This window comes from Vibrio scophthalmi LMG 19158 (assembly GCF_000222585.1).
GTDB classification, from domain to species: Bacteria; Pseudomonadota; Gammaproteobacteria; order Enterobacterales; family Vibrionaceae; genus Vibrio; species Vibrio scophthalmi.
The window spans coordinates 15,569-39,833 of the sequence record NZ_AFWE01000185.1 but is presented as its reverse complement, the minus strand read 5'-3'; the positions used below and the strand labels follow the sequence as shown (position 1 = coordinate 39,833).

The 24,265-nt window shown below is 42.2% G+C and carries 25 protein-coding genes and 1 pseudogene; 20 read left to right on the top strand and 6 right to left on the bottom strand.

The annotated features are described in order from the left end of the window. The first annotated feature begins 3 nt into the window (after positions 1–3). From RH88_RS15995 to RH88_RS15970, 6 genes are all read left to right on the top strand, one after another. The gene (locus RH88_RS15995; protein ID WP_005597881.1) at positions 4–1,041 is read left to right on the top strand and encodes a glycosyltransferase; all 1,038 of its coding nucleotides are present in this window, start codon (positions 4–6) and stop codon (positions 1,039–1,041) included. Beyond that, entirely contained in the window at positions 1,038–1,994 is a 957-nt protein-coding gene (locus RH88_RS15990; RefSeq protein ID WP_005597880.1) for a glycosyltransferase, read from the top strand. The genes RH88_RS15995 and RH88_RS15990 overlap by 4 nt, the downstream gene beginning before the upstream one ends. A 2-nt stretch (positions 1,995–1,996) precedes the next feature. Further along, positions 1,997–3,094, top strand: a complete 1,098-nt coding sequence (locus RH88_RS15985; protein ID WP_005597879.1) for a glycosyltransferase family 4 protein — start codon at positions 1,997–1,999, stop codon at positions 3,092–3,094. 9 nt (positions 3,095–3,103) lie between these two features. Further along, entirely contained in the window at positions 3,104–4,369 is a 1,266-nt protein-coding gene (locus RH88_RS15980; RefSeq protein ID WP_005597878.1) for a hypothetical protein, read from the top strand. Beyond that, the gene (locus RH88_RS15975) at positions 4,362–5,018 is read left to right on the top strand and encodes a hypothetical protein (protein WP_005597877.1); all 657 of its coding nucleotides are present in this window, start codon (positions 4,362–4,364) and stop codon (positions 5,016–5,018) included. Before RH88_RS15980 ends, RH88_RS15975 begins: the two co-directional genes overlap by 8 nt. 69 nt (positions 5,019–5,087) lie before the next feature. Continuing rightward, positions 5,088–5,528, top strand: a complete 441-nt coding sequence (locus RH88_RS15970) for a hypothetical protein (RefSeq protein ID WP_005597876.1) — start codon at positions 5,088–5,090, stop codon at positions 5,526–5,528. A 179-nt stretch (positions 5,529–5,707) separates the two neighbouring features. Here the strand turns inward: RH88_RS15970 and RH88_RS15965 are convergent, their stop codons facing one another. Continuing rightward, a complete protein-coding gene (locus RH88_RS15965; RefSeq protein ID WP_005597875.1) occupies positions 5,708–6,676 on the bottom strand; it encodes a porin in 969 nt (322 codons plus the stop codon). Positions 6,677–6,868: 192 nt separating this feature from the next. Here RH88_RS15965 and RH88_RS15960 point away from each other — a divergent pair, with 192 nt between their 5' ends. Continuing rightward, a complete protein-coding gene (locus RH88_RS15960) occupies positions 6,869–8,290 on the top strand; it encodes an O-antigen ligase family protein (protein WP_005597874.1) in 1,422 nt (473 codons plus the stop codon). Continuing rightward, entirely contained in the window at positions 8,283–8,723 is a 441-nt protein-coding gene (locus RH88_RS15955; RefSeq protein WP_005597871.1) for a low molecular weight protein-tyrosine-phosphatase, read from the top strand. The genes RH88_RS15960 and RH88_RS15955 overlap by 8 nt, the downstream gene beginning before the upstream one ends. Positions 8,724–8,737: 14 nt before the next feature. On the opposite strand, the gene RH88_RS15950 is transcribed toward RH88_RS15955, so the two are convergent. Together RH88_RS15950 and RH88_RS15945 are read right to left on the bottom strand one after the other, a co-directional pair. Further along, the gene (locus RH88_RS15950) at positions 8,738–9,844 is read right to left on the bottom strand and encodes a GGDEF domain-containing protein (protein ID WP_005597869.1); all 1,107 of its coding nucleotides are present in this window, start codon (positions 9,842–9,844) and stop codon (positions 8,738–8,740) included. Beyond that, a complete protein-coding gene (locus RH88_RS15945; RefSeq protein WP_005597868.1) occupies positions 9,834–10,310 on the bottom strand; it encodes a putative pterin-binding protein in 477 nt (158 codons plus the stop codon). The genes RH88_RS15950 and RH88_RS15945 overlap by 11 nt, the downstream gene beginning before the upstream one ends. A 309-nt stretch (positions 10,311–10,619) precedes the next feature. Here RH88_RS15945 and RH88_RS15940 point away from each other — a divergent pair, with 309 nt between their 5' ends. The 3 genes from RH88_RS15940 (at position 10,620) to RH88_RS15930 (ending at position 12,969) form a co-directional block, all read left to right on the top strand. Further along, positions 10,620–11,375, top strand: coding sequence for a metallophosphoesterase family protein (locus RH88_RS15940; protein ID WP_005597866.1), 756 nt, complete (start codon positions 10,620–10,622; stop codon positions 11,373–11,375). Positions 11,376–11,402: 27 nt separating this feature from the next. After that, positions 11,403–12,101 (top strand): aspartate/glutamate racemase family protein, encoded by a 699-nt coding sequence (locus RH88_RS15935; RefSeq protein ID WP_005597864.1) that lies wholly within the window; start codon positions 11,403–11,405, stop codon positions 12,099–12,101. A gap of 76 nt (positions 12,102–12,177) precedes the next feature. Then, positions 12,178–12,969 carry a PhzF family phenazine biosynthesis protein gene (locus tag RH88_RS15930; RefSeq protein WP_005597862.1) on the top strand — a complete coding sequence of 264 codons (792 nt, stop codon included), beginning with the start codon at positions 12,178–12,180 and terminating at the stop codon, positions 12,967–12,969. A gap of 36 nt (positions 12,970–13,005) precedes the next feature. Here the strand turns inward: RH88_RS15930 and RH88_RS15925 are convergent, their stop codons facing one another. Beyond that, positions 13,006–13,929: a LysR family transcriptional regulator gene (locus tag RH88_RS15925; RefSeq protein ID WP_005597861.1), complete on the bottom strand. Its 924-nt coding sequence runs from the start codon at positions 13,927–13,929 to the stop codon at positions 13,006–13,008. A gap of 428 nt (positions 13,930–14,357) precedes the next feature. On the opposite strand from RH88_RS15925, the gene RH88_RS15920 reads away from it, so the two are divergent. The 8 genes and pseudogenes from RH88_RS15920 to tdh (RH88_RS23060) form a co-directional block, all read left to right on the top strand. Beyond that, positions 14,358–15,551: a glycine C-acetyltransferase gene (locus tag RH88_RS15920; protein WP_005597857.1), complete on the top strand. Its 1,194-nt coding sequence runs from the start codon at positions 14,358–14,360 to the stop codon at positions 15,549–15,551. A 122-nt stretch (positions 15,552–15,673) separates the two neighbouring features. Beyond that, on the top strand, positions 15,674–16,705 hold the full coding sequence (tdh, locus tag RH88_RS15915; RefSeq protein ID WP_005597855.1) for an L-threonine 3-dehydrogenase: 1,032 nt from the start codon (positions 15,674–15,676) through the stop codon (positions 16,703–16,705). Positions 16,706–17,211: 506 nt separating this feature from the next. Then, positions 17,212–18,579: a hypothetical protein gene (locus tag RH88_RS15910; RefSeq protein WP_005597853.1), complete on the top strand. Its 1,368-nt coding sequence runs from the start codon at positions 17,212–17,214 to the stop codon at positions 18,577–18,579. Between the two features lie 474 nt (positions 18,580–19,053). Continuing rightward, the gene (locus RH88_RS15905) at positions 19,054–19,638 is read left to right on the top strand and encodes an RHS repeat-associated core domain-containing protein (RefSeq protein ID WP_005597852.1); all 585 of its coding nucleotides are present in this window, start codon (positions 19,054–19,056) and stop codon (positions 19,636–19,638) included. Between the two features lie 80 nt (positions 19,639–19,718). Next, entirely contained in the window at positions 19,719–20,051 is a 333-nt protein-coding gene (locus RH88_RS15900; RefSeq protein ID WP_005597849.1) for a hypothetical protein, read from the top strand. 249 nt (positions 20,052–20,300) lie between these two features. Continuing rightward, positions 20,301–20,657 (top strand): hypothetical protein, encoded by a 357-nt coding sequence (locus tag RH88_RS15895; protein WP_005597845.1) that lies wholly within the window; start codon positions 20,301–20,303, stop codon positions 20,655–20,657. A 41-nt stretch (positions 20,658–20,698) separates the two neighbouring features. Continuing rightward, entirely contained in the window at positions 20,699–21,184 is a 486-nt protein-coding gene (locus RH88_RS15890; RefSeq protein WP_005597843.1) for a hypothetical protein, read from the top strand. Positions 21,185–21,379: 195 nt separating this feature from the next. Continuing rightward, positions 21,380–21,535 (top strand): annotated as a pseudogene (gene tdh, locus RH88_RS23060) (L-threonine 3-dehydrogenase); the annotation flags it as partial. Between the two features lie 278 nt (positions 21,536–21,813). Here the strand turns inward: tdh (RH88_RS23060) and RH88_RS15885 are convergent. Continuing rightward, positions 21,814–22,281: a DUF6892 domain-containing protein gene (locus RH88_RS15885; protein WP_005597838.1), complete on the bottom strand. Its 468-nt coding sequence runs from the start codon at positions 22,279–22,281 to the stop codon at positions 21,814–21,816. A 593-nt stretch (positions 22,282–22,874) separates the two neighbouring features. Between RH88_RS15885 and RH88_RS15875 the strand changes: the two genes are divergently transcribed. Further along, positions 22,875–23,309, top strand: coding sequence for a hypothetical protein (locus RH88_RS15875; RefSeq protein WP_005597836.1), 435 nt, complete (start codon positions 22,875–22,877; stop codon positions 23,307–23,309). Positions 23,310–23,377: 68 nt separating this feature from the next. On the opposite strand, the gene RH88_RS15870 is transcribed toward RH88_RS15875, so the two are convergent. After that, positions 23,378–23,863 (bottom strand): VOC family protein, encoded by a 486-nt coding sequence (locus RH88_RS15870; RefSeq protein WP_005597834.1) that lies wholly within the window; start codon positions 23,861–23,863, stop codon positions 23,378–23,380. Positions 23,864–24,265: the final 402 nt, after the last annotated feature.

Here is a 24,265-nt window from a genome sequence, read left to right as displayed (position 1 = left end):
TTGATGAAACTCGTCACCATTAATCCACAAAAGTCGACCACCATGGGTGGGGTAGAGACGTTGATCAGAAGTTTGCACACTCTATTTGATTGTGAAAACTATGAGTTGTATCAGTTTGAACCTGAGAAGGAACACTATCCTGAAAGTTCAAAGATCCAATACGTTAAGTATGGCTGTGGTAACAAAATCGCGGCAAAGTTAAGCCAAATCGATGCGGTGAGAAAGCTGCAACTTTCTGCCGAAGACGTTGTGGTGTTGTTTCACCCCAATGACTTGCTTTACTTGCCTCTACAGGTGTTAAAAAATGCCAAGGTGGTATTGGTGCAGACCAACAAGTTCTCGGTCTTTTTTAAACCGCTATCAAAATTAATTATGGCTTTGTTACAAAGCAAAATTGATTTGTTTACAGTTTACACCGATCAAGACAAGCAGGCATTGGCGACGTTATTTCCGCGCTTGGTTTCGAAGGTAAAAGTGATTCCTCGCGGCTGTAAGCTTTCGACTTCGTCGGATCCACAACAGTTGAGCAAAAGGTTAGTGACGATTGCTCGAATTGATGAAGAGCAGAAGAACTTCTCAGCCATGATCGAAGTTATCGACCAGTTACCTGATGGGTATCACTTAGATATCTATGGGGATGGCCGTGAAAGCGAAGTGAACGCTTTGATTGAGCGTGTCGCGGATAACACCAAAATCCAATTTAAAGGCCCTACTAGTGATGTAGCCGATACGCTACAAAACTATGCTGCGTTTATTATGACCTCAAGATATGAAGGTTTTGGACAAACTCTCATCGAGGCACGAAGCCAAGGTCTACCGATAGTTGCTTATCAAACCTTTGATGCATTGCCATGGATTGTTGAAGAGGGAGTCAATGGTTATCGTGTTGTTGAAGGCGATAGCCGTCGCTTTGCTGAGCGAATTATCGATATTTGCAGCAACGAAGCGCGTTACACCACCTTATCAAATAATGCACTAAACAAAGCGAAAGAAACTGAAATAGAAGTTGTTAATCAGTTATGGCAGGAGGCTGTTGCATGAAATATTCCGTGATTGTACCTATTTACAACACCTTTGATTATGCCCAACGCATCGTAGAGTGGTTTGTTCAAGAAGTATCGGCCCGTGCTGAACAAGACGCAGAGTTAATACTGGTCGATGATGGCTCAAAGCAGGGACCTAACTACACGATTGATCATCCGAGTATTAGATTGATACGAAAAGAGAATGGTGGCGTTTCAAGTGCTCGTAACGTTGGTATTGAGAACGCGCGTGGTGAGTTTGTCTTATTTTTAGATTCAGACGACAAATATCAATCTGGCTTATTCAGCTACTTGGACAAAGTGCTGTTGGAACGCACCAATCTAGATACGATCTTGTTTTCGTTCGAAAAAGTATCCGATGATAAATCAGAGCAAGCTCAGAACCGTGCTCAGCAGGTGACTGGTCAACAAGCGCTGTCTCAGTATTTAACCAAAGAGATCCGTCTTCATATATGTGGTTTGATGGTATCACGTCGACTACTTTCCGAGCACTCATTGAGATTCGATGAATCTTTGCATTTCAGCGAAGACTTGCTTTTTATCATTGATTACCTGTCATTCGCCCATGATTGTTATACTAGTGATGAAATTCTCTACTTCCATGTGATGCGTAGTGGTTCCGCAATCAATAGCCCACTGACACAAAAAGATACCACGCACATCGATGCTTTTGCTCAAATTTCCACTCAAGCGAAAAAGTCGGCAAGGGAGCAGGATGTTAACTTTTTCATTTCTACCTGTTACATCAACCTAATCAAGTTCTTGATTAAAAATAAGACCCAAGATAAGGATGTATTTGAAAAAATCATCTCAAATCAACAGTTTTTATTTGGTGAGCTCGATGCAAAGTTGAGTCGATATTCCGTTATCGTGATGGTTTTGCGGTTGTTATTTAAGCTGGATGGATTAACGCAGCATCGCGTGTTACGTCGATTGAGTTATACGGGGTAGGCATGAAAGTTTTAAATATATCGGAAACCACACCGGGTGGAATCGAAACTTTTTTTGAGTCTCTGTCTCGCGCAGAGTCTGTGCAAAATGATTTTTTAGCGTTTAATTATCATCGTTCTATTTTGCCACTAAAACCCAAAGGGTTTAGACCATTCAATGTACTCGTTTTACTTTGGACTTTATTGTTTAAGCTAGAGATTAAGCAGTATCAAGTCATTTTTTTACACAGTACTTTTGCTGGTTTCTTACGTCCATTTTTATGGCCTTTTGCTAAGTGGCACAAGGTGTCAGTCGTTTTTTGTAGTCATGGCTGGTCGTTTAATGTCCACTACAGCTCAAAGTTAAAAAATACGCTCTATCGTTCGATCTATATTGGCGCTGAGCGCCTGCTGGCGCCTTTTTGTGATCAAATTTATTGTATTTCTCCTTCTGAATATCGTGAGGCGCAAAAGATCGGCCTTAAAGAGAGTAAGATCACTCTTGTCTGGAATGGAGTACAAGGTAGTGCGTTACCATTAGCTAATAGAGAATGGTCAGATCAAAATCAGCATAGCGGCGTAACGCGCATGTTATTTGTTGGTCGCTTAGATATGTGTAAAGGGTTACATCTGTTTATTGAAGCACTCAAGCAATTACCGAAGGTTGATCAACCTATCGAATTGAGTGTTATCGGGGAACCGGTACACAACGATTGTCCTGAATTGTATGAGTTATTGGATGGCTCTATCGACAATGTCACGATTAAACGACTTGGGTGGGTAAAAAACAGTGACTTAGACCAACACTTCCAACAGGCCGATTTTGTGGTTGTGCCTTCGTTGTGGGAAGGTTTTGGTTTGATCGTTGCTGAGTCTTTACGCAATGGCACGCCTGTGTTCGCTTCAAATGCTGGATCACTCGCAGATATGCTTAACGATAAAACCGGCTGGGTTTTTAATCTAGAAAGTAAGACGGATTTGTCTCAAAGTATAGAAAAGGTATTGGTGGATAAAGCTTATCTTAATATTAGTCAGCAAGATTGTGTTGAGCACTTTGAGCATAACTTTCATGAAGATATTATGAATCAGCGCTACTTCCAGTCATTTTCTACACTCAGCTAGGAGCTTCCGGTGCAAAAAGCGGTATTTCTATTTTTCTGTTTGCTAATTCCGTTTGAGAACACTGCGCTTGCCTCTATTGGTGGCGTATTTACTGCGCCACTTGGGATTACTATGATCCCGTTGCTCGCATTGCAGGTTGCTCTGTCTTATCGTTCGTTATCGGAGACGGAGTTCAATACGGTCAAATTATTGTTTGGTTTTTTTGTCTATTCCTTCTTGCTGCTGACATTCTTTTATGGAGATTACAATAAAACTTTTCTATTTGACCGAGGACTGAGATTTTTATTGCTGATCATTCCTCCTGTCGTCGTCTTCCTGACGGTGATTCGTCAAGATGAAAAAACGATTTATCAGGGATTATTAGTCATCGCTGGTGTTGTCATCTTCGCATTTTTATTAAACTTAGCGGCGCGTGGTTTCATCAATAGTTCTTCATTTTTCCACCAAAACTATGCGTTGTCGCCACATCGAATGCGAGGTTTTACTTTTGAAGCGAGTACATTTGGCTTCCAGTTTAGTTTAGTTTTGTTGATGGTTGCGGCTATTTTCCGTATTAACCTTTTTGTGATTACGCCAATCATTGTGGCCAGTGTGTTATTAATCACTTCAAAGGGAACATTGATTTGTTTCTTGATGACCATCTTTATTACTTTTGTCACCTTTAGTCGTATCAATGCTTTCCATAAGTTGTTGGCCTCATTGATTTTGCTCTTTGGTATCACCGTGTTTGTCTCTACATTTTTGGGCGGCTCTATCGTCAATGACGTTGAACGTTACACCAGTGTCGCGACTCGCGGAACCGCGGTGATGACGGCAATCATATCATTGATTTATAACCCAATTGGCAGTGGTTTCTTTGGCTATCTACCATCCATGTACGAATATGGTGTCCATGCTGTGAGCTTTGTCGATGGATTAGCGCCTGGGCTACTAAATTTTTCTGAATTCTCAAAATATTTAGTCGTGGGTGAAACCAAAAGTGTATCGACGAAGTCGTTCTTTTTTGATTGGGTCATATTTGGCGGGATTTTTTTCGTCTATGTTTATGTGAAATATGTCGGACGGCTGTTTAAGTTTTTCGTTAAACACCGCATGCAATATGATTTTGCTGTGCTGCTGTTTTTAGTGTTATCCAGTGCTTTTTTTATGACGATTGATGCAAGATATGTTGCACCATTTGCTCTAGCGTTTGTTTATGTTCGTTATCGAATCGTACAAAAAAGAGTGTTGCAGGATGATAAAGAACAAACCACACAAGGACTGTCTTATGCATGAGCGTGTCGGGATTCTAACTCTAATGGTTGGTTCATTGCTGTTGATGACGCTTTCTCTTATCAAAGGAGCGGATGACTGGCAAAATCAGACAATACGTAATTATCTTAGCGACATTAAAAAGTCGGCAGAGCAAGAAAATGGCACAATAGGGACGCTAAATAGTTTAGTGGAGCCTGTGTCCCAAGGTCCTTTTATCGACCATCAAGCTTTCGGTTTGTACTATTCATGGTTGGCTTTTACTGCGCAAGATAAGGCGTCGATAGAGAAGTTTTCATTGAAGTCCGTAGAGCAGTTTCAATTGCAATTGGCGCAGCGACCTCTCGATTCATCTGTGGTGATCGATAAAGCAAACCAAATGTGGAGAAATGGCGCAGAGTTTGATGCGGTCGTTGCTGAGTTTCATTATGCCCAATTGGTAGGTCGCTATGAGCCTTTTACGGTGATGCAGTCTTTAAAATACTATTTGGCACATTGGCCACAATTATCGTTAACAGATAAAAAACAGACAATTTCTTATTTGTTGGATCATAAAAGATATAAAATGAAACTTTGGCAATATGATTCAATATTGAAGCTGCCAGTTGTAGGTGAAAGAGCCTGTAATATTTTGGCATTTAACAGTGTAAAACCCTACTACTGCCGTAATTAAAATTAAATAGTATCGGTTCAAATGTAGTTCTATTATTAATTCGTTCTATGCAAGTAAAAAAGGATATTTATGAAAAGGCTAAAAATAGCAAGCATGGCGGTTGCACTTTCTGTTGCATCTATGGCACATGCTGAATTGATGACACAAGATCAACTCAATAGCCTGTTTCAAGATGCCTCAACAAGCCCTGCGGCATTGGTGGAACAGTTTTCTCAGTATCCTGCTGCCGATAATTTGGTGCCATTTTTGAAGGAAACAGCAAAGCAGAGAAACGAAATTTTGCCACAAGTTATCACACATGCTTTTATCAAATATCCGGAACATATTGATTTAATCGTGCAAACCGCGCGTGAACTGGGATTATCAAATCAAGATATTACCATTGCGGCAATTGAGGCTGGAATTGACCCGACGATTATCGCAGAGGCCACCGCGGCGGGTATTGAAGCTGTTGCTGAAACGCCAGTACCAAATGCACCTACGAAAAAAGATCCGATTTCCGCCAACTAAGTGATTTCGGAAAAACAAAAAATGGCTGTTGGTAACAGCCATTTTTTTGTGTTTAAACACGTGGTTGATATGGGTAACTCACTAGATTGTTAACGAGGTAGGACTTTCCTTTTCCTCGCAATGACTTCTCAATGCCCTTGATAGATATCGAATGCTCATCAAGCGGTTTACCAAGCTGCTTACCAAGCGATCGCTGCGCCGAGGGCAAAGTTAGTTTCATCAGGGGTTTGGATAGGAGAGTTGAAATTAACTTCAGCAAATAACTTGGTGTACTCAAGCGGAACTAACGACACTCCAAGGTAGCTGTTATTTTGGGTGCCAGTTAATGCAGAGTTGTCGGAGTCTTGGTTAATAACCTCATGACCAGCGTAACCAGTAAGGGCAACGGTGAATGCGATTTGACCGGCAATGGCAAAGGCGTTTTTATCTACTGAGCGTGATGGTTGTGAATCATTATTAAAATTCTGATGGTAGTAGGTAACCCCTAAATTGGTGTCACCCATTTCTAAACGAGCGGTGGTATGAAAATATAGCGCGTCAGTTTTGTTATTTGTCGCGTTAGTTTCCGTTGAACCAATACCACTGACTAATATCAGTTCTGCAAGTTTATATTGACCAAAAAATTCAGCAAGGGTTCGTTTTTGTTCACCAGACTCAAAGCCGTATGTACCATTGAGGGTAAAGAGTTCGTTATCGTAAACGTACTTTATGGTATCGCCTTTAACACCGACTGAGTTTAGGTTGGACTTACCGCCAAAAACTTCGGAGTAATCGGTTCCACTTAAGTCATCAGATGATGTACTGTGTTTACCATAAGTCAGGGCGCCGAGTGACTCTGCGTATAAACCGACAAAGTACTGTGAGATGAATATTTCATCTTCATTTTTATCTTCATCAGCATCAAGGTTGACTTGTGCTTCTGTTCCTCCCGCGATCGAAATGAGATCAGTTATTGCGTAGCGGGCACGAACACCAATTTTAGAATCACCAAATGAGTACTCATTGTCTTTTCTATCGAGAAATAAAGCGCTCGCTTTTATATCGCCATAAAAATCAAGATAAGCAATATCGTTATTGATCATCTCGTAACCGTAAGAAGGGGCGCTGACAAGAAGTATAGAGGACATCGAAACTATACGTTTATTCATGATTCTTCCGTTAATCAAAATCTGGCTGATAATCAACCTTAAAGCAAACGAGAAATATATTATAAATAGAGACTTAATTGTGTCCCAAATTTGAGAGTTAGCGTAATTATTTGGCGAATATTTTGACTTAATGACGCAGAGAATTGAGACTCTTTGGTCGAGAAATAAATATTATCAGCAAAGGACGTAAGAATGATAAATAGACTTGAACGTGGTTGTTTTGCAAGTCTAGTCGCGCTGCTCATATGGCTGCCAATACCATTAGGATCAAATAGAATTTGGGCATGGACCATTGGTGAAGTATGGATTGCGAGTACTGCTTTCGTTTTAGCTTGGGTGCTTTATAACAGCCGAGAGATGCCGAAAAATCGTCAACCTCTCTCTATTCGTCAATTGAAGCCTTTTCGTTGGCTTATCATCCCTGTTGCAGCCTTTCAAATATGGGTGTTTTGCCAAATTATACCACTGCCAATATTTATTCTAGAATGGATATCGCCAGCGTCGGCGAGTGCCTATCAGGATGTTGGCGCCGAATGGGGATACATTTCACTGGACCCGGCCGCAACCTACATCTCTTTGATTAAGGGGGTCGCTTATCTGTGTTTTATCTGCTGTTGTGCCATTTTGATTAATAGCAAAAAGCGGCTAAAAACCGTCATGCTTGCGATAGTGATTAGTGGCACGCTGCAAGCTTTGTATGGCGCGATTAATGTTTTACTTGGGGTTGAATCGTCTTGGATTTTTAGCTTGCCAGAAACAGATATTGCGACGGGGTCGTTTGTTTATAAGAATCACCTTGCTAACTATTTATTGCTCTGCCTCAGTATGGGAATAGGTTTAATCGTTATTGATCTGAGTAGTTCCCAAGAGCGCTTGTCATCATGGCAAGAGTGGGTTAATGCGCTACTTCAGTTGTTAGTTTCAAAGAAGATGTTGATTCGATTTGCGCTGATTATCATGGTTATCGCTTTGGTTATGACTCGGTCAAGAATGGGTAATAGTGCCTTTTTTGCCGCCACTTTTGTCGCTGGTGTTATTGCATTCTGTTTTTATAAACAAAGACCGCCTAAGCTGACTTGGTTGCTAATCAGCTTATTCGTTATCGATATTATCGTGCTGGGCTCTTTTTTCGGTTTAGAGAAAGTGCAGCAAAGAATCGCGGAATCTCATCTGGGCAGCGATACCAGACCTCTCGTGGTTGAATGGAGCATACCGATGATGAAGGACTTTCTGTTGACGGGAAGCGGTTTAGGGAGCTTTTATATTGTTTTTCCAAGCTACACTCAACAAGCGATTGGTTACTATGATCATGCCCATAATGAATATGTTCAATTCATTGCAGAGGCTGGGCTACCTGCGTCGCTATTTTTATCAATATCATTGATTTGGGCTTTGGGTTTAGCTATCTGGGTGATTAGTCATCGACAAAGTCGCACATGTAAAGGCGCTGCGTTGGGAGGGCTTATTGCTCTGGTTGCAATGCTACTGCACATTACGGTTGATTTTAATTTGCAGGCACCAGCCAATACCGTCACCTTTTTGGCAATATTGGTGGTTATCGGAGCGAGCTATTCTATTGCAACGCCTTTGAAGAGGGTAAGAGTGGATGTTTAAGCGGTTTTTAGTGGTGTGTAGCGGGAATATTTGCCGCTCTCCTTTAGCGGAAGTGTTGCTTAAGCAGTATTTACCGCATGTCGAAGTGCGTTCTGCAGGTACGGCAACAAAGCAGAGTGAACTTGAGGGATTCCCAGCCGACAGTACGATGGTAAGTGTCGCCAATGATATTGGTATCGCAATAGACGAGCACAAGGCTCATCAATTGACGAAAGAAGATTGTCTCTGGAGCGATATTGTTTTGGTTATGGAGCCTGAACATATTGTCAGTGTCGCGAAAGTTTCAACTCAGGCTCGGGGAAAAACATTTTTGCTTGGTCAGTGGGGAGAAGGGAGCATTGAAGACCCGTTTTTAAAATCTTTGGATTGCTACCACGCGGCAGCAACCCAAATTCGTTCAGCCTGTCAGTCTTGGAGCAAAAAGCTTAATTAATCAATAGTATCGCTCTAGAGGCGAACGGAGCGATTTTGTGTAGCAAATTTCATTTGGTACATGTTTGTGTCGGCTGTTTTAAGCAGTTCGCTGAAGTTGTTGCCTTGGGTTGGATAACTAGCAAGGCCTAAGCTGGCGCTAAGCTGAACTGAGTTTTCTAGGGATAGCGTAATTTTATCGTCAAAGCAGCCGAGAATCGCCTCTAACGTTTGCTCCATCTCTTCTTGTCTTTGCTGCGGCAGTATTAATGCAAATTCATCCCCCCCCATACGAAATGCCCGACAATGGCACTCTACATTCTCAAAACGCTGTGCCATCGTCTGTAAGGCGATGTCTCCAGCATGGTGACCATATTGGTCATTGATCTGCTTAAAACCATTGAGATCGAGCAAACAGACAGTGAAGGGGGTTTCGTTCTCTATTCTGCGATTGACATATTCTGTCATCGCAAGGCGGTTTTTAATTTTTGTTAATGCATCAGTTAAGGCTAAGTGTTTGTTGTAGTTAGACTCTAAATGTAAAACATAGCCAACTAATAGAGCGCAAATAAAGAGCAATGACATCAGAAACCATTGTGTTTGATTAAGCAGTCTCGCTTGCTCCATTTGCTGTTGGTATATCGGGCTTTTGATGCGGAAGTTGATGTTTACGTATGTGATCATGTCTTGATAGATCGATTCGAGCTGATTGGTCAGCACCATTGCTTGTCGTTTGGATTTTAGCTTCCAAAGCTCTGGCTCTAAACTAATATATCGTTGGAACAGCGAGGAAAAAAACTCACGAGCGCCAGCCAGTTGCATGAAACTGTCGGCTTCTTTCGCGTTAAGTAACAGGTCAAATCGACTCCACGTAAGCTCATAACTTAGTTCCGCTTTTTTTCTGTATTGCTCACTTTCTAATGCAAAAGGCGTGACTGATACAAGTGATGAAAACTCCTTGGTCAGTTGAAACAAAAACCAGGTTGCTTGGTTTTGCTGCTCTGAATAGGATCGAGCCAATTGCCGAGTTTCAGAAAAAACATACAAATTGGCCAGAATGAGCAAAGCAGAGAGCGCCAGTAACATTCCTTTCGAGCGCGATTGTAAGGTTGAAAACCGTTTTGTTTTACTTTTATTGGTCATTATTATTGCTATAAATTACGATTTCATCAATTTGCCACACCATTTGAGAATGGTAGGTCGTGTTATCGATTTCAGGATATTTATCCAGATTGTAAAGCATCCAAAATGGGCCTTTATGCCTAATTTTCATCGGTTCACTATTCATGGATAAAGCGATAATGGGGTGGTAATTTTTAATATCATCGATAGTGCTGGTGGCTCTATAATCATTTAAGGCGGAGAAGGTCACGGCAAAAGTATTGTTGTCACCGTAGCGTTTTATTAATTCGGTAACGGGAATACCAGTAAACTGCCGAGCATCTTCAAACCAAGGCAAATGTGTTGTGAACGTTTCCGTTTCAAACTCGCTTAACAACGTTTCTGTATCTGTGTAGATAACCGATTGATCCGGAAGTTGAATTTTAAGGGGTGAGCCAAAAACTACTGCTGAAAAAAGAATTGGCATCAAGGTAATCAGGTAGCGCATATCGATTCCTTGGGCATTTTTATAATGTAAGTAAAATTATATGTATGAATGTACCAAAATGAAACTGATTTATTAATAAATATGACATTAATTGGCGTGCAATTACTGTCATTAGACGTTTAAACGGTTGAATAATTGCTCATTGTTTGTCGATTATCAGCGGTTGTTTCGACCATAGCGAAACTTCATCTGACGGTTTAAAAGCAATCGAGAGGGGTGGTTAATTATTGTCCATATTTTCAATGTCATACGATTCTAGTAGCTGTTATTATCAAATGTGATGTTTTATCTACTCAAGGAATGAGTGAAATGCAAACCTACGCGATCCTATCTGATATTCATAGCAATGTTTATGCCTTGCGAGCGGTGGTTGAACACGCCAAGCGGCTGGGAATTAATAAATTTATCAATTTGGGTGATATTCTCTACGGACCGATAGCGCCTCAACAGACCTTTGAGTACTTGCAATCACTGAATACGATCACCATTTGTGGCAACCAAGATCGGCAAATTTTTCAAGCGACTCAGAATGATATTGACGCGAATCCAACCATGCAGTTTATCTGGCAGCAATTAAGTCAAGAAGCGATGGCGTGGATGCAAGCGTTGCCGTTCGATTATCAGATTAGTGACGATATCTATGTGTGTCATGGTACGCCAAGCGATGATCTGGAGTACTTACTGGAAGATGCCAGCCATGGGCATGCGCAATTGCGTGATGATCAATCTATTCTCGATCGCTTAGATGGACAAACTTCTGCCATCATATTATGTGGTCATACCCATACGCCTCGCTGCGTCACTCTCTCTACAGGACAAGTTGTGATTAACCCGGGAAGTGTGGGTATGCCCGCTTATACCGATGATGAACCGTTTCTTCACTCAATGGAAAACTATAGTCCACATGCCCGCTATGCCACATTAACACTGAATGCAGAGCAGCAGTGGGATGTGGCGTTTCATTGCGTGGACTACGATGTGGCTTCTGCTGTCGAGCAAGCGTTGCGCCGAGAGAGAAATGATTGGGCGCATTTTTTAACCACAGGACGTGGGTTGTCTTCGTAACTAATCTATTTTTAATAAGGTAAAAGAATGAAAACAATTGGTTTAATCGGTGGAATGAGCTGGGAGTCAACGACCAGTTATTACAAAGCAATCAATGAAGGTGTCAAAGCAAAGCTTGGCGGTTTGCATTCAGCAAAAATCTGTCTTTATAGTGTCGATTTCCATGAGATTGAACAACTGCAGCATCAAGGCCGTTGGGACGATACCGCAGAAATTTTAAGTCAAGCAGCCCAATCGGTACAGGCGGGTGGCGCGGATTTTGTGCTGATTTGTACTAACACGATGCACAAGGTCGCGCCACTGATTGAACAAGCGATTTCAATACCCATTTTACATATTGCTGATGCGACTGCGATGCAACTGGTGAGTGATGGCGTGAGAAAAGTCGGTTTATTGGGTACGCGGTTTACGATGGAACAAGATTTTTACAAACAGCGCCTAACCGAGCAGTTTGGTATTGAGGTGGTGATTCCTGATGAGCCACAGCGCAATCTTGTTCATGATGTTATCTATAACGAATTGTGCCAAGGTATCGTGTCTGAGACATCGCGACAGGAGTACCTTCAAATCATTGCAAGCCTTGCCGAACAAGGAGCCCAAGCGGTGATTTTGGGATGCACGGAGATCGCGTTGCTGGTTGAACAGAGCCATACATCTGTTCCGCTCTATGATACAACGCAGATCCATGCAGAAGCCGCGGTTATGCATGCGTTGCAAGAGGCCTAAATGAGCCTTGTGAGACAAACTCAGCACAGTCGTCAGTTTGCGCGTAAAGTATAAACATTAAGGAAGAGGAGAGAAGATGGAACTGGATATCTATATTTTAGATGCGTTTAGTGATGAGCAATTTAAAGGTAATTCTGCCGCTGTGGTACCAGTCAATGAATGGCTAAGCGATGAATTAATGCAAAATATCGCCGCAGAAAACAACCTTTCGGAAACCGCGTTTATTAAACAAGAGTCGCTTAATCAATATGTTATTCGCTGGTTTTCTCCTCTTACCGAAGTGGATTTCTGTGGTCATGCGACGCTCGCGGCCTCCTATGTGCTGTTCAATATATTTGAGAGCCAAGGCGAGTTGGAATTTCTCACCAATAAAGTCGGCTCTCTATTCGTCAATTGCAAAGATGATGGCCGGATTGAGATGAGTTTTCCAAATCAGGCACCGACTGAGGTAGAGGAGGTACCAGAAAGTCTACTTAACGGTTTATCTATTAAGCCAAGTCGCGTGTTAAAAAATCGTCAAGCCTACTTTGCGGTATTTGATGATGAGCAAGATGTCTATCAAGTTCACTATGACTCAGTGCAATTGAAGCGACTTGCTCCACTTGATGTGGTCGTGACCGCAGCCGCGAAAGATTATGATTTCGTGTCGCGGTATTTTTGGCCAGCCAATGGGGGCGATGAAGATCCTGTCACCGGTTCCATTCATTCTGGTCTTGCTCCTTATTGGGGAGCAAGACTGAGTAAAACCGAGCTGTTGGCTCATCAAGCGTCAGTGCGTGGAGGCAATTTATATTGCCGACTATTGAGTGAGCGAGTGCTTATTTCCGGTTTTGCTACGATTTATTTAAAAGGCACTATCTATGTGTAGTTAATAGGTAGTTAGTTGCTAATGTGTTGTTATAAGCTAGTTCGCTAGCTTTTTTTGTAAGTGCTCAATGGCAAAATCAATAAAAGCCCGTACTCTGGCCGGCATATATTGGGTTTGTGGATATTGCATGGCGATCGCGCCATGGTAATTACTCTTTAGTGTCCAGTCGCCAAGTACTTCGATAACCTCTCCAGTCGTGAGTGCTTCAGCGATAACGAAATCGTGGAAAATACCAATACCTAAGCCACTTTTAACACCATTTAAGCGCATTTGAGAGTGGTTTACTGCATATCGACCTCGTACTGAGATGGAGTGGTATTCATCATCTTTGAAAAAGTCCCAGATATGATCACGTTCTGTTTCAGCAAGATATAAGCATTGATGATCAATAAGCTGCGTTGGGTTATCTGGCATGCCGTATCGTTGAATATATTCAGGGCTGGCGCATAAACGTAGATGCGTCTGGCCAATCTCTTTAAGTACGAGATTCTCATCAGGCTTGTCAGTCAGTTTAAAGGCAATATCAATGCGATCACGCAGCAGATCAAACTGGCCATCCGCCACGCGCAGGCGAAGTTCAATCTCGGGGTATAGTGCCAAAAACGGCAGTACCAGAGGTTGTAACACTGAATTTAGAAACGCTTCTGGTGCAGCAACAGTAATCGAACCACTTGCTTCCGTGTGATCGCTGGTGGATAGCTCAATGGCTTGTTGCGCGGCATTCACCATCAACAATGCTTGGTCATACACTTTTTGTCCGGCTGGAGTGATGATTAATGATCGAGTCGTTCGCTCAAACAACTTTACTGACAGTGCTTTTTCTAAACGTGTGATCAATTTACTTAGAGCGGAAGGCGTTACGTCTAAAATCTTGGCGGCGGCAGTAAAACTGCCTTCGTTCACAATAAGAATGAATGACGCGAGGTCAGGTAGTAACGCGATAAGGCGATTGTTGATCATAATTAGTCACATAGTAATATATTTATAAATAAGGATTTTTTGCGATTTATATCTCGGTTTAGAACCAATGCAAAGACTAAGGTATCTCCAACGATAACCTACGAGGAGACCACGATGCTCTATGCCGATATGATGCTCGACCTTTGGTCGACACTCGAAAATATCCTGTTATTTATTGCTGCAATCATGGTGCTTGCTGGTATTCAACTCGGAACACACAGCGCTTAGTTAAGCGGATTTGTGCCTCAGATTCAATAATGTTTTTCCACTTAGTGGGATAATGCAATTTCTTCTCCTAGATTACACTTAACAGATGTAGGTTGATTGAGTGTTCACGCCTTAATCAACCTAGCGCCTGGCCAATGTACTATTCATTAACGAAAGTCGAAATGGGCGCCATTTATAAAGATAATGATAAGGAATTGAAGATGTCCTCTGCATTTTACCAACAGATCCAACAACAAATTGAAGATGTTAAAGGTGAAGGCCTTTACAAATCTGAGCGTGTAATTACTTCTCAGCAGCAAGCGCAAGTCAAAATCTCTACTGGCCAAGAAGTTTTAAACTTTTGTGCGAACAACTATCTAGGCCTTGCAAACCATCCTGCACTTATCGAAGCGGGTAAAGCAGGTATGGATGAGCACGGTTTTGGTATGGCATCAGTTCGCTTTATTTGTGGTACTCAAGACATCCATAAAGAGCTTGAGCAGAAACTATCTCACTTCCTAGGCAAAGAAGATACCATCCTTTATACCTCTTGCTTTGATGCTAACACGGGTCTATTTGAAACTATTTTAGGTGCAGAAGACGCAATAATTTCTGACGCATTGAACCACGCTTCAATCATTGATGGTGTGCGACTATGTAAAGCAATGCGTTACCGCTACTCAAACAACAACATGCAAGAGCTAGAGCAGCAATTAATTGCCGCAAAAGAAGCGGGTGCGCGTCATACTCTTATTGTTACTGATGGTGTGTTCTCAATGGATGGTGTGGTTGCCAATCTTCCTGCTATTTGTGATTTGGCTGATAAGTACGATGCTTTGGTAATGGTTGATGATTCTCACGCGGTTGGCTTTATGGGCCCAACTGGCGCAGGTACGCCAGATTTCCACAATGTAGTTGATCGTATCGACATCATCACTGGCACGCTAGGCAAAGCACTCGGCGGGGCATCAGGTGGTTACACATCTGGTAAGAAAGAAGTGATTGATTGGCTTCGTCAACGTTCACGTCCTTACCTGTTCTCAAACTCAGTGGCACCAGCAATCGTAAACGCATCACTACGTGTACTTGACCTACTGCAAGAAAGTGGCGATTTGCGTACCCATTTATGGGAAAACGCAACGCATTTCCGTACTCGCATGGAATCAGCTGGCTTCACCATGGGTGGCGCTGATCATGCCATCATCCCAATCATGTTGGGCGATGCAAAAGTTGCAGCAGAGTTTGCAGAGCGTTGTCTTGAGAAAGGCATCTACGTTGTTGGCTTCTCATTCCCAGTGGTACCAAAAGGTCAAGCGCGTATCCGTACACAAATGTCGGCAGCACACTCACGTGAGCAGCTAGACCGTGCGATCGATACCTTTATCCAAGTTGGCCAAGATATGGGCATCATCTAAGCCTGTTTTCGCTTTTTATTGTGACGGTACAAATAGTGCCGTCACGATGAAGAACGAGCTATGTTGTCATTAAGAAAAGTTTTTTTGCTACGCACAGAGCGGAGCAATTTTGGGTGAATAGAATGAAAATTAAAGCATTAGCAAAGCTAAAGCCTGAAGAAGGCATTTGGATGACAGAAGTGGATAAGCCTGAACTTGGCCATAATGATCTGTTAATCCGTATCAAGAAAACCGCCATTTGTGGTACTGACGTTCACATTTACAAGTGGGATGAATGGTCGCAAAAAACCATTCCAGTACCGATGGTTGTTGGCCATGAATATGTAGGTGAAGTGGTTGGTATTGGCCAAGAAGTGCGTGGCTTTGAGCTAGGCGACCGCGTTTCTGGTGAAGGCCATATCACTTGTGGTCATTGCCGTAACTGCCGTGGCGGCCGCACTCATCTATGTCGTAACACGATTGGTGTGGGCGTAAACCGCACTGGTTGTTTCTCTGAATACCTTGTGATTCCGGCTTTTAATGCTTTTAAAATCCCAGCGGATATTTCAGATGATTTGGCATCAATCTTTGACCCGTTTGGCAATGCTGTTCACACCGCACTTTCGTTTGATCTTGTCGGTGAAGACGTACTGATCACCGGTGCAGGCCCAATCGGCATCATGGCGGCAGCGGTTGCGAAACACGTTGGCGCTCGTCACGTAGTGATCACTGATGTGAACGAATACCGTTTAGACCTTGCTCGCAAAATGGGCGTAACCCGCGCAGTTAACGTGGCGAATGAAAGCTTAGAAACGGTGATGGAAGAGCTGGGCATGAAAGAAGGCTTTGATGTTGGTCTTGAAATGTCAGGCAACCCAATGGCGTTTAACTCAATGTTGAGCACCATGAACCACGGCGGCCGTATTGCTCTATTAGGTATTCCACCTTCAGACATGGGTATCGATTGGACACAAGTGATCTTTAAAGGCCTAGTGATCAAAGGTATCTACGGTCGTGAGATGTTTGAAACTTGGTACAAGATGGCGTCGCTAATCCAATCTGGCCTAGACCTGACCCCAATTATCACTCACCACTACAAGGTTGATGACTTCCAAGAAGGCTTCGACGTCATGTGTAGCGGGATGTCAGGCAAAGTTATCCTTGATTGGGAATAACAAAAGCTAGGGGGCATAAGTGAAAAGTGATGAGGTGAGATATTCCCAATATTACACCTTATGAAGGCCTTAAGGGGAAGATGTAACCCTATTTAGCCCACGAAAATGTCCCAGGGATGTCCCAAAAAAATGCCCCAAGAATCACTTGGGGCATTTTTCGTTATAACTACTTGAAAATTAAGATGACAGGCTATGTCTTTTGGCCTAGTTCAATGAGTTCAGTACAAACGGGAGGCTATTTCGTTCTAACAGTTTTGATAAGCCATTTGCCGTAGATTTTCGCAACCGTTTCATCTTCCGTAGAACATGCATCATGCGGCCCAATATTACGGATAGTTAGCATTCAAGTTATGAATAATAACAGATCGGCAGCACTGGCGAGGTGCGAATAACATCGCAGAATATATTAACAATAAATGTAAGTAATGGTGATGATAAAATTTGTTGATTAATTAATGCTAAAGTTTATCTAGATTGTTTATAAATTAAGTACAAGGAAGTTCGGAATGTTTAAAAAAACGCTACTTACCCTCGCGGTTATTGGTGCTCTATCTGCGTGCGATAGTGATAATAATGATGATACGAATTCAGTCTCGGCGTCGAAAACTATAACGGTGATCGATGGTTATCTGATTAATGCAAATGTGTACGCAGATCGAAATGCAAATGGTCAGTCTGAATCCGGCGAATTGATTGGCAAAACCAACGACAGTGGGCAAATAACCATTCCTGCAGCTGATGCGGGTTATGACATGATCGTTACGGTTGAGGCTGGCGTAACGAGTGACAGTGATAAGCCAGGTTTCATCACGCAGAACTATGTGATGCACGCCGGTAATGCCTCTGAAGTGGTGACACCATTTACGACCTTAGCCAAAGCGCGCAATATCTCGGTTGCAGATGTTGCTGCTGAGCTGAACATTGACGCTAGTATTATTAGTGGTGATTACATTAAAAGTAAAACCACTCAGCCAGGTATGGCAAAAAAAGCACACGCGTTGGCACGAACATTAACACTATCAGTATTGCCTGATATTGGTAACCAGTCATCAGCAGCAATAAAAGCTAGCACTAATGAGATATCTGACTTTCTTGATTCTGAAATTAATAATGGTACCGATCTAGATTTGATAGAGGTAAAAAAAGATAAAGATGGGAACCTAACTACGAAACCAGCAGTAAGAACGGTTGCTGATTTTTATCGGGGAGAAACCCTTTATTTCCTAAGTCTAAACGGACCTTATTCTGTTGAGGAAGGTATTCAGAAATTCGTCTTTAGTAACGATGACACGATAATGATCACTCGCCAAGATGGCATTACTGTTGAAGGGCCATATGCTGTCAATTTCGGCCCCAATAAGATAGATGATGCCACGGTCTTATACATGAACAGCAACACTGCATTATTGGCTGAAGAAAACTGGGATTTGACATTTTCCACCAAGTCTGAATATAGCAATGGGAGTTGGCCGAGCGTAGAGGCTAGCGATGTCACCGCTGACATGTTTACTAATCAGACCATTTATCATGTTTTTGATGATTCCACCACGAAATCGCCTAAACCTTTCCTGACTAAAATGGAGTTCTCGGCGAATACGGTTACCTTGACTGAATCCAATGGTGCGACCAGTTCTGCTGGTTGGGGCCTCGCTAATGGCACTGTCATTATCGACGGTGTCTTTGATGGTAGTGACTGGCATATTACACCAACCGCTGTTTCTGGTGATCCTCAAACTCTGCTGAATAATAATGAAGTGATGTTTGCATTGTCTGGTCGAAATGCTCAAGGGGAGGCTCATAAGTTAGCGATGTTTACATATAATAAAGCGTTAGCTGAGTCCATTTATCTTAAGTGGAACAACGTTGTTAAATGAATAACTAAAGGTGATGCGGCGAAGCAGCTGTAAATTGTCGTCCTCACGCTTTTAATCGGCACAAATAAAAAATCCCTCGAATGAATCGAGGGATTTTTATTTTTTATTTCGTTAACTAACAACAAATATACGTATGAGTATGACGCCCGTGGCAACCGCACTAAACGCTCAAGTAAAGGTGGCACTGTAGTTGAAACATATGCCTACAACGATTTAGCTCGCTTAATAAGCTACCAAAAGGAGCGCGTTAACCCATCAACTTTAGAACGTACAATTGTGACAAAGGCAACCTACAGCTACGACCCATTGGGGCGACGTATTCAAAAAGATGTTGACGGTGAAATCACGTAATTTGCTTGGCTTGGCCAGCAGTTAATCAATGAATCAGGAGCGGGCTCATCTAAGTTATACCAATATGGGCCTCAAGGTTACGCACCGTTATCGGTAAACGAAGCGGATTCCGCTTTGAGCGTGGTGAGCGATCATTTATCAGCGCCTGTCGCGTTATTGAATGGACAAGCTGAAAGTTGGACGCAAGCTAGAACGCCATTTGGCGTTGATACCCTATCGAATGATCACTCGTATAATATCGGTTTTCCTGGGCAATATTACGATACGGAGTCAGGGGTAAAGCAAAATTATTTTAGGGAGAATGATCCAAGAACAGGTCGATATATTCAGCGTGATCCAATTGGGTTGGAAGGTGGTGTAAATACACATGCATATGCACTAAACAATCCATTGCTCTTGATTGATCCTACGGGAGAGATTGCAATTATTATACCGATTGTACTTACTGGAACTGATATAGCTCTTTGGGCAGGGGTTATCTGCATTCTCTCTGATTGCGGGAGTGCTGCCGGAGAGGCTTTAGGTGATTATTGGTATAACAATGAAAACGCAGATAATGACTCCGATCCTGAGAGTTGCCCCTTCCCCGAAAACCCCGACTCGTCACCGACAGACTATAGTCCGATAAAGGGTAGTAAAGGCAAATTGAATCAGAATGATGGGTCAGTTTGGGAGCGTGATCATAGTCGTCATGGTGGTGACCAATGAAAAACAGAAAAAGTCATGAAAAGAACTCTTGTAAACCAGATAATAGTGTTTAGCCCGATGGTAGAGTGAGGACGTAGATTATGAAATTTGTACATATTGTTTCTGTTGTGAAAAGTTATTGGCCTTTGGAATTTATGTGGGAAGGAAAATCAAAATTGGTGTTTATGGAAGAATTGATTTCTGAAAAAATGATTGGAATGGAAGATGAGCTATTATACAGAGAGCTGTCCTATTCATTAATGCTATATTTCTGGGAAATGCCTCAGCCTAGTTTAAGGGTGAAAATAAATGAAGTTAACTGGGATGATGTGAAGACTATTTTTGAGCAAAGAATTGGTACCTGGAATATCGATAATGATGTTTTTACGTCTGATATGAAATCACGAAATGACCATTATAAAGATAATGATTAAGTGTCTATTCAACTAGGTAAAGAGAAAATATTGAGATCGGAGCTTGACTTTTGCCTGTTGAGATTTGTTTAAGGATGTGTTGGTGCGATTGTGCCAGCACGTTTTCGCCTAGATTTTGTTGGTGTTTACAAAATTGCTGGGCAGTTGCAAGAAGATACGCAATATGCGTATGAGTATGACGCTCGTGGCAACCACACTAAACGCTAAAGTAAAGATGGTACAGTAGTTGAAATATATGCCTACAACGACGTGGCTCGCTTAATAAGTGACCAAAAGGAGCGCGTTAACCCATCAACTTTAGAACGTACCATTGAGACTAAGGCAACCTACAGCTACGACCCATTGGGGCGACGTATTCAAAAAGATGTTGACGGTGAAATCACGCAATTTGCTTGGCTTGGCCAGCAGTTAATTAATGAATCTGGCTCTGGGGCACCCAAGTCATACCAATATGGACCTCAAGGCTATGCACTGCTATCGGTAAACGAAGTCGGTTCCGTTTTAAGCGAAAAAAGGAATGGGGTCGAAAGGAATGGGGTCGTGTCTTGTGTCTTGCTTGGTTTGATAGTTCGCTTGGTATTCGAAACACACCCATCGAGTTATTAGGGTAAAGACAAACCGAACAGAACCAAAGCACGATAAATTTGATGCATTGGGTTCCGTCTGAGTGTCATTACGAAGGCACCGGTGGCGGCGACCTCGCTCATATCCAAACGCTAGATGTCTCTGGAAACTCGACGGGCCACACTTGGTATGAATACGACGAAGCTGCTCGTTTAGTGAGCGCCGAAAATGGCGATGCGTGGGTTGGGTTTGAATACAACGCTTCAGGGCAAATCACCAAAGAAACCCTCAACGCTCAGGCGTTGAGCCAAAGCTACAACGAAGCCGACATTCGCAACCAACTGCACGGTGCTAACACGCCACTCGATTTACTCTGGCAACAGGGCCAATTGCAACAACTCAGTATTGGTGCTCATCAGCCAGTTGATTTCAGTCATAACGAGGCGGACTTTGAAACCCAAAGAGGCAACCAGCAAGGATTTAGCTTGCACCAAAAGTTGGGCTACCTGAATGAAAATACCCTTCATAATGAGACTCCCTGTGAATGTTCAGATAAAGGGTCTCACTAGATGCTTAGCCAACAATATATGAATGGTGCTTATCGGGTGTTTTAGTTATTTGTTTTTCCTCTAATTTCGCTATTACGTCTACTGTTTGGCAAGTGAGTAAATAATCATCCCGCACAACGTCCCAAAAACGTCCCAAAAGTTCAAGTGTTAATCTTAACATTCTGATAATAAAGATTTAATTTATGGCTTCTTAACGTGTTTGAAACTTGGTACAAGATGGCTTCGCTAATCCAATCTGGCCTAGATTTGACGCCAATTATCACTCACCACTACAAGGTTGATGACTTCCAAGAAGGCTTCGACGTCATGTGTAGCGGGATGTCTGGCAAAGTTATCCTTGATTGGGAATAACGAAAGCTAGGGGATACTACTGGGGTGTAGCGCGTTCTAAGTTGCACCTTAGCAGGGCGTTAAGGGAGTGTGTGACTCCATTTAATGTAGACAATTTCTCGAGATAACCCTAGCAAGCCCCAAGAATTCTTGGGGCTTTTTTTCAACGTATGGTTATAAATTGAAAAGAACACTTTATGAATCATTGCCACGTTGATTGCGTGTACCTTTCTCTGTGGTAAAGGTTTGCGCTTTACCATCATGAGGCTCAGCTACCTTGCAAACGGAGCTGTATAGAACTACGAGAACACAACGCCGCGACGTTCAAGTTCTATCACGATGGCGTCGCTCAATCCCTCACAGCTATTAATTTCGGTCAGTTGCATTTCGAGCAGTTTATGGCCATCAATGACTTTCTCAAGTTGCAGTAATTCAAGGCATTTGAGGTTAGTGAGTTTTTCAATCCCCTCAAATGACTCTAAATCGAACTCATCACCAGTTCCGTCCCAGTTAGGCATTATCATGGAGTGAGTATCACAGCATTCACCAGATAAATAATCGACGCTAGCTAATTGTTTATCACTAATTTCGATAGCAAGAATTCGCTCTCGAACTTCAGGAATACAAGCAAACCACGCATATTTTTTGTTGTCCCCATAGATAAGATCCTGAAAGCCCATTGCGTGTATGTTATCTAATTGGGACTTGATCATTTCATCTTCCAGATACAACCAACCTAAAACCAGTAATTTTAAATTGTCGTTCATAAATTAGCCTTCTTACCGAGGAGAATAATGTTTAATTTATTAAATTGCTTTAAATATTAATAACATGGATATCAACAGTATAAAGCTCGCTAAGCTGTACATGGTACTGGAGAATGAACCTCCACCTCCATAGCTAAAAGCGAGGAGCTTAGTTGTGGTGCATTGATAGTGTTTAGCAATTCGACGATACGCAAAGAAATACCAGATTGAAATTAAAGGCCATACAAGCAAAAAGAGAACTCTACCTTCAGCCTTTGATGTAACAGCCGTTAATAAAAATGGAGTGACAAGCATAAATAGATAGATCAATGCTAATCGTTTCAGTTTTTTCGCTGTCTCTTTATCTTTGCTGTTATACATTTTAGTTATTGTCGAAAATAAACCAGAATTTCATAGAAGAAAATGTACACTGAAATATCAATTATGACTATGAAAAACAAGAAGATTTACTAGAGTTGGACGGACAGCTTCGGCTTTGAAAAAATCTGAACCGCCGTAAAGTGATGTTAACCAAGCCAGCGTGTTGCGAATACGCACAAATAGTGAGAAGTTAAGGGTTTAAATGGATGGTTAGCAAGGGATGAAACGTGGAGATGTCGGTGCAAAAAGAACGGATATTAATTCAACTCTTTGAAAGAGAATCGAAGACACAGCAGTTAGTCGCTATGGTGGATGTTTGTTTCGACAGTTTGAATGAGCCTGAGTTTCTCCTCTGGCGAAGTGGGAAGCGTGACTTACTTATTTCTGATGTGGCTGACAGTCATTGGATCAAAACGTGTACCGGAGGGTACATTACCGAAGTTGTCTTTCATGCTGATGGAACATTGGATGAATATCGATTGTTTGATCGATTCAAAACGGAAGGGAAGTGGTGTTTAGAAAACGGCATCCTCGATATTGAGATTTTAAAAGGAGATAATCGCTATTGTTTTAGCGTGGTCGGTAATGCCGATATCAATATCCACTCGGCCGTAGAGCATAAAAACCACGAATTGCACTCTTATCTAAAACTTAGCCAAATAAAGTAAAAAGGCTAGCCACAGAGTGCTAACCTTTTTAGGTTTGATTGCGCTACTTTGAAGCGAGTGTGATGAATTTACTCGTAGTCAGATGCGTAAGTTTCTTCGTAAGTGTGCGAGTAAAGCTCGAATAAGTTACCAAACGGGTCTTCTAGGTAGACCATTTGCGCAGGCTTAGAATCATCTTCTGGGTGGTAACGCATAATGTCCATACGCACTTTGCCGCCAAACTCTTCAGTACGAGAAATCACACCGGCAAAGTCATCTGTTTGTAGGCAGAAATGGAAAATCCCGATGCGAGAAAAATCAACGTCGTGACGTTCTTGGCGCTCTTTCATTTCGAATAGTTCAACGCCAATGCCATCATTGGTGAGTAGGTGGGCAATATTAAAGCCTTTAAAACCTTCGCCGAACACAGCAATGCACATGCGCCCAATGGCGGTTTCACGCTCTTCTTCAACCTTAGTGTTGTTCATGACAATCTTAAGACCCAGCGCTTTGGTGTAGAACTCAACCGCTTTGTCCATATCACCCACCATGATACCAATGTGATTCATCTTCATAACTTGCTCCAACTTAATTCTAGTGTTGATTATTTAAGTGAACTGCATCTGCAATGCGTTTCGATGTGGAGAAGTATAGGTTGATAGATGTTGTGTGAAAAATTATCATAATTTATGAGAATAATAATTTTTTGTTATTGTTTTGTCTGCGCCGAAATATCTCACACAGAGACTGATGTGCTGATTGATTTTTGGTCGATAACGGGAGTGCATGAGCCGTTAGGCAGTGAGCTTTGAGCGCTTAACTCTCTTACTCGGTGGTCTGATGTTGAAATGGCCCTTGGGAACTCAAGGAGCGTGAGCTCAATGATCACTAACTGAAAAAGGTAAAATTGGAAAGCGATAAAGCAGTGAGTCACTTGTAGTTCATTCAATTTTTCTTTGTGTGAACCAAACTTCTAA

What these genes read in the sequence shown, in the direction of transcription:
- RH88_RS15970 (WP_005597876.1), top strand. Translation starts at nt 5,088, where the DNA reads ATGAAAAGGCTAAAAATAGCAAGCATGGCGGTTGCACTTTCTGTTGCA.
- RH88_RS15885 (WP_005597838.1), bottom strand. Translation starts at nt 22,281, where the DNA reads ATGAACGACAATTTAAAATTACTGGTTTTAGGTTGGTTGTATCTGGAA.
- RH88_RS15910 (WP_005597853.1), top strand. Translation starts at nt 17,212, where the DNA reads ATGTTTAAAAAAACGCTACTTACCCTCGCGGTTATTGGTGCTCTATCT.
- RH88_RS15950 (WP_005597869.1), bottom strand. Translation starts at nt 9,844, where the DNA reads ATGACCAATAAAAGTAAAACAAAACGGTTTTCAACCTTACAATCGCGC.
- RH88_RS15975 (WP_005597877.1), top strand. Translation starts at nt 4,362, where the DNA reads ATGCATGAGCGTGTCGGGATTCTAACTCTAATGGTTGGTTCATTGCTG.
- RH88_RS15945 (WP_005597868.1), bottom strand. Translation starts at nt 10,310, where the DNA reads ATGCGCTACCTGATTACCTTGATGCCAATTCTTTTTTCAGCAGTAGTT.
- RH88_RS15985 (WP_005597879.1), top strand. Translation starts at nt 1,997, where the DNA reads ATGAAAGTTTTAAATATATCGGAAACCACACCGGGTGGAATCGAAACT.
- RH88_RS15955 (WP_005597871.1), top strand. Translation starts at nt 8,283, where the DNA reads ATGTTTAAGCGGTTTTTAGTGGTGTGTAGCGGGAATATTTGCCGCTCT.
- RH88_RS15930 (WP_005597862.1), top strand. Translation starts at nt 12,178, where the DNA reads ATGGAACTGGATATCTATATTTTAGATGCGTTTAGTGATGAGCAATTT.
- RH88_RS15900 (WP_005597849.1), top strand. Translation starts at nt 19,719, where the DNA reads ATGAAATTTGTACATATTGTTTCTGTTGTGAAAAGTTATTGGCCTTTG.
- RH88_RS15870 (WP_005597834.1), bottom strand. Translation starts at nt 23,863, where the DNA reads ATGAAGATGAATCACATTGGTATCATGGTGGGTGATATGGACAAAGCG.
- RH88_RS15940 (WP_005597866.1), top strand. Translation starts at nt 10,620, where the DNA reads ATGCAAACCTACGCGATCCTATCTGATATTCATAGCAATGTTTATGCC.
- RH88_RS15965 (WP_005597875.1), bottom strand. Translation starts at nt 6,676, where the DNA reads ATGAATAAACGTATAGTTTCGATGTCCTCTATACTTCTTGTCAGCGCC.
- RH88_RS15995 (WP_005597881.1), top strand. Translation starts at nt 4, where the DNA reads ATGAAACTCGTCACCATTAATCCACAAAAGTCGACCACCATGGGTGGG.
- RH88_RS15920 (WP_005597857.1), top strand. Translation starts at nt 14,358, where the DNA reads ATGTCCTCTGCATTTTACCAACAGATCCAACAACAAATTGAAGATGTT.
- RH88_RS15890 (WP_005597843.1), top strand. Translation starts at nt 20,699, where the DNA reads ATGCATTGGGTTCCGTCTGAGTGTCATTACGAAGGCACCGGTGGCGGC.
- RH88_RS15935 (WP_005597864.1), top strand. Translation starts at nt 11,403, where the DNA reads ATGAAAACAATTGGTTTAATCGGTGGAATGAGCTGGGAGTCAACGACC.
- RH88_RS15875 (WP_005597836.1), top strand. Translation starts at nt 22,875, where the DNA reads ATGTCGGTGCAAAAAGAACGGATATTAATTCAACTCTTTGAAAGAGAA.
- tdh (WP_005597855.1), top strand. Translation starts at nt 15,674, where the DNA reads ATGAAAATTAAAGCATTAGCAAAGCTAAAGCCTGAAGAAGGCATTTGG.
- RH88_RS15960 (WP_005597874.1), top strand. Translation starts at nt 6,869, where the DNA reads ATGATAAATAGACTTGAACGTGGTTGTTTTGCAAGTCTAGTCGCGCTG.
- RH88_RS15925 (WP_005597861.1), bottom strand. Translation starts at nt 13,929, where the DNA reads ATGATCAACAATCGCCTTATCGCGTTACTACCTGACCTCGCGTCATTC.
- RH88_RS15990 (WP_005597880.1), top strand. Translation starts at nt 1,038, where the DNA reads ATGAAATATTCCGTGATTGTACCTATTTACAACACCTTTGATTATGCC.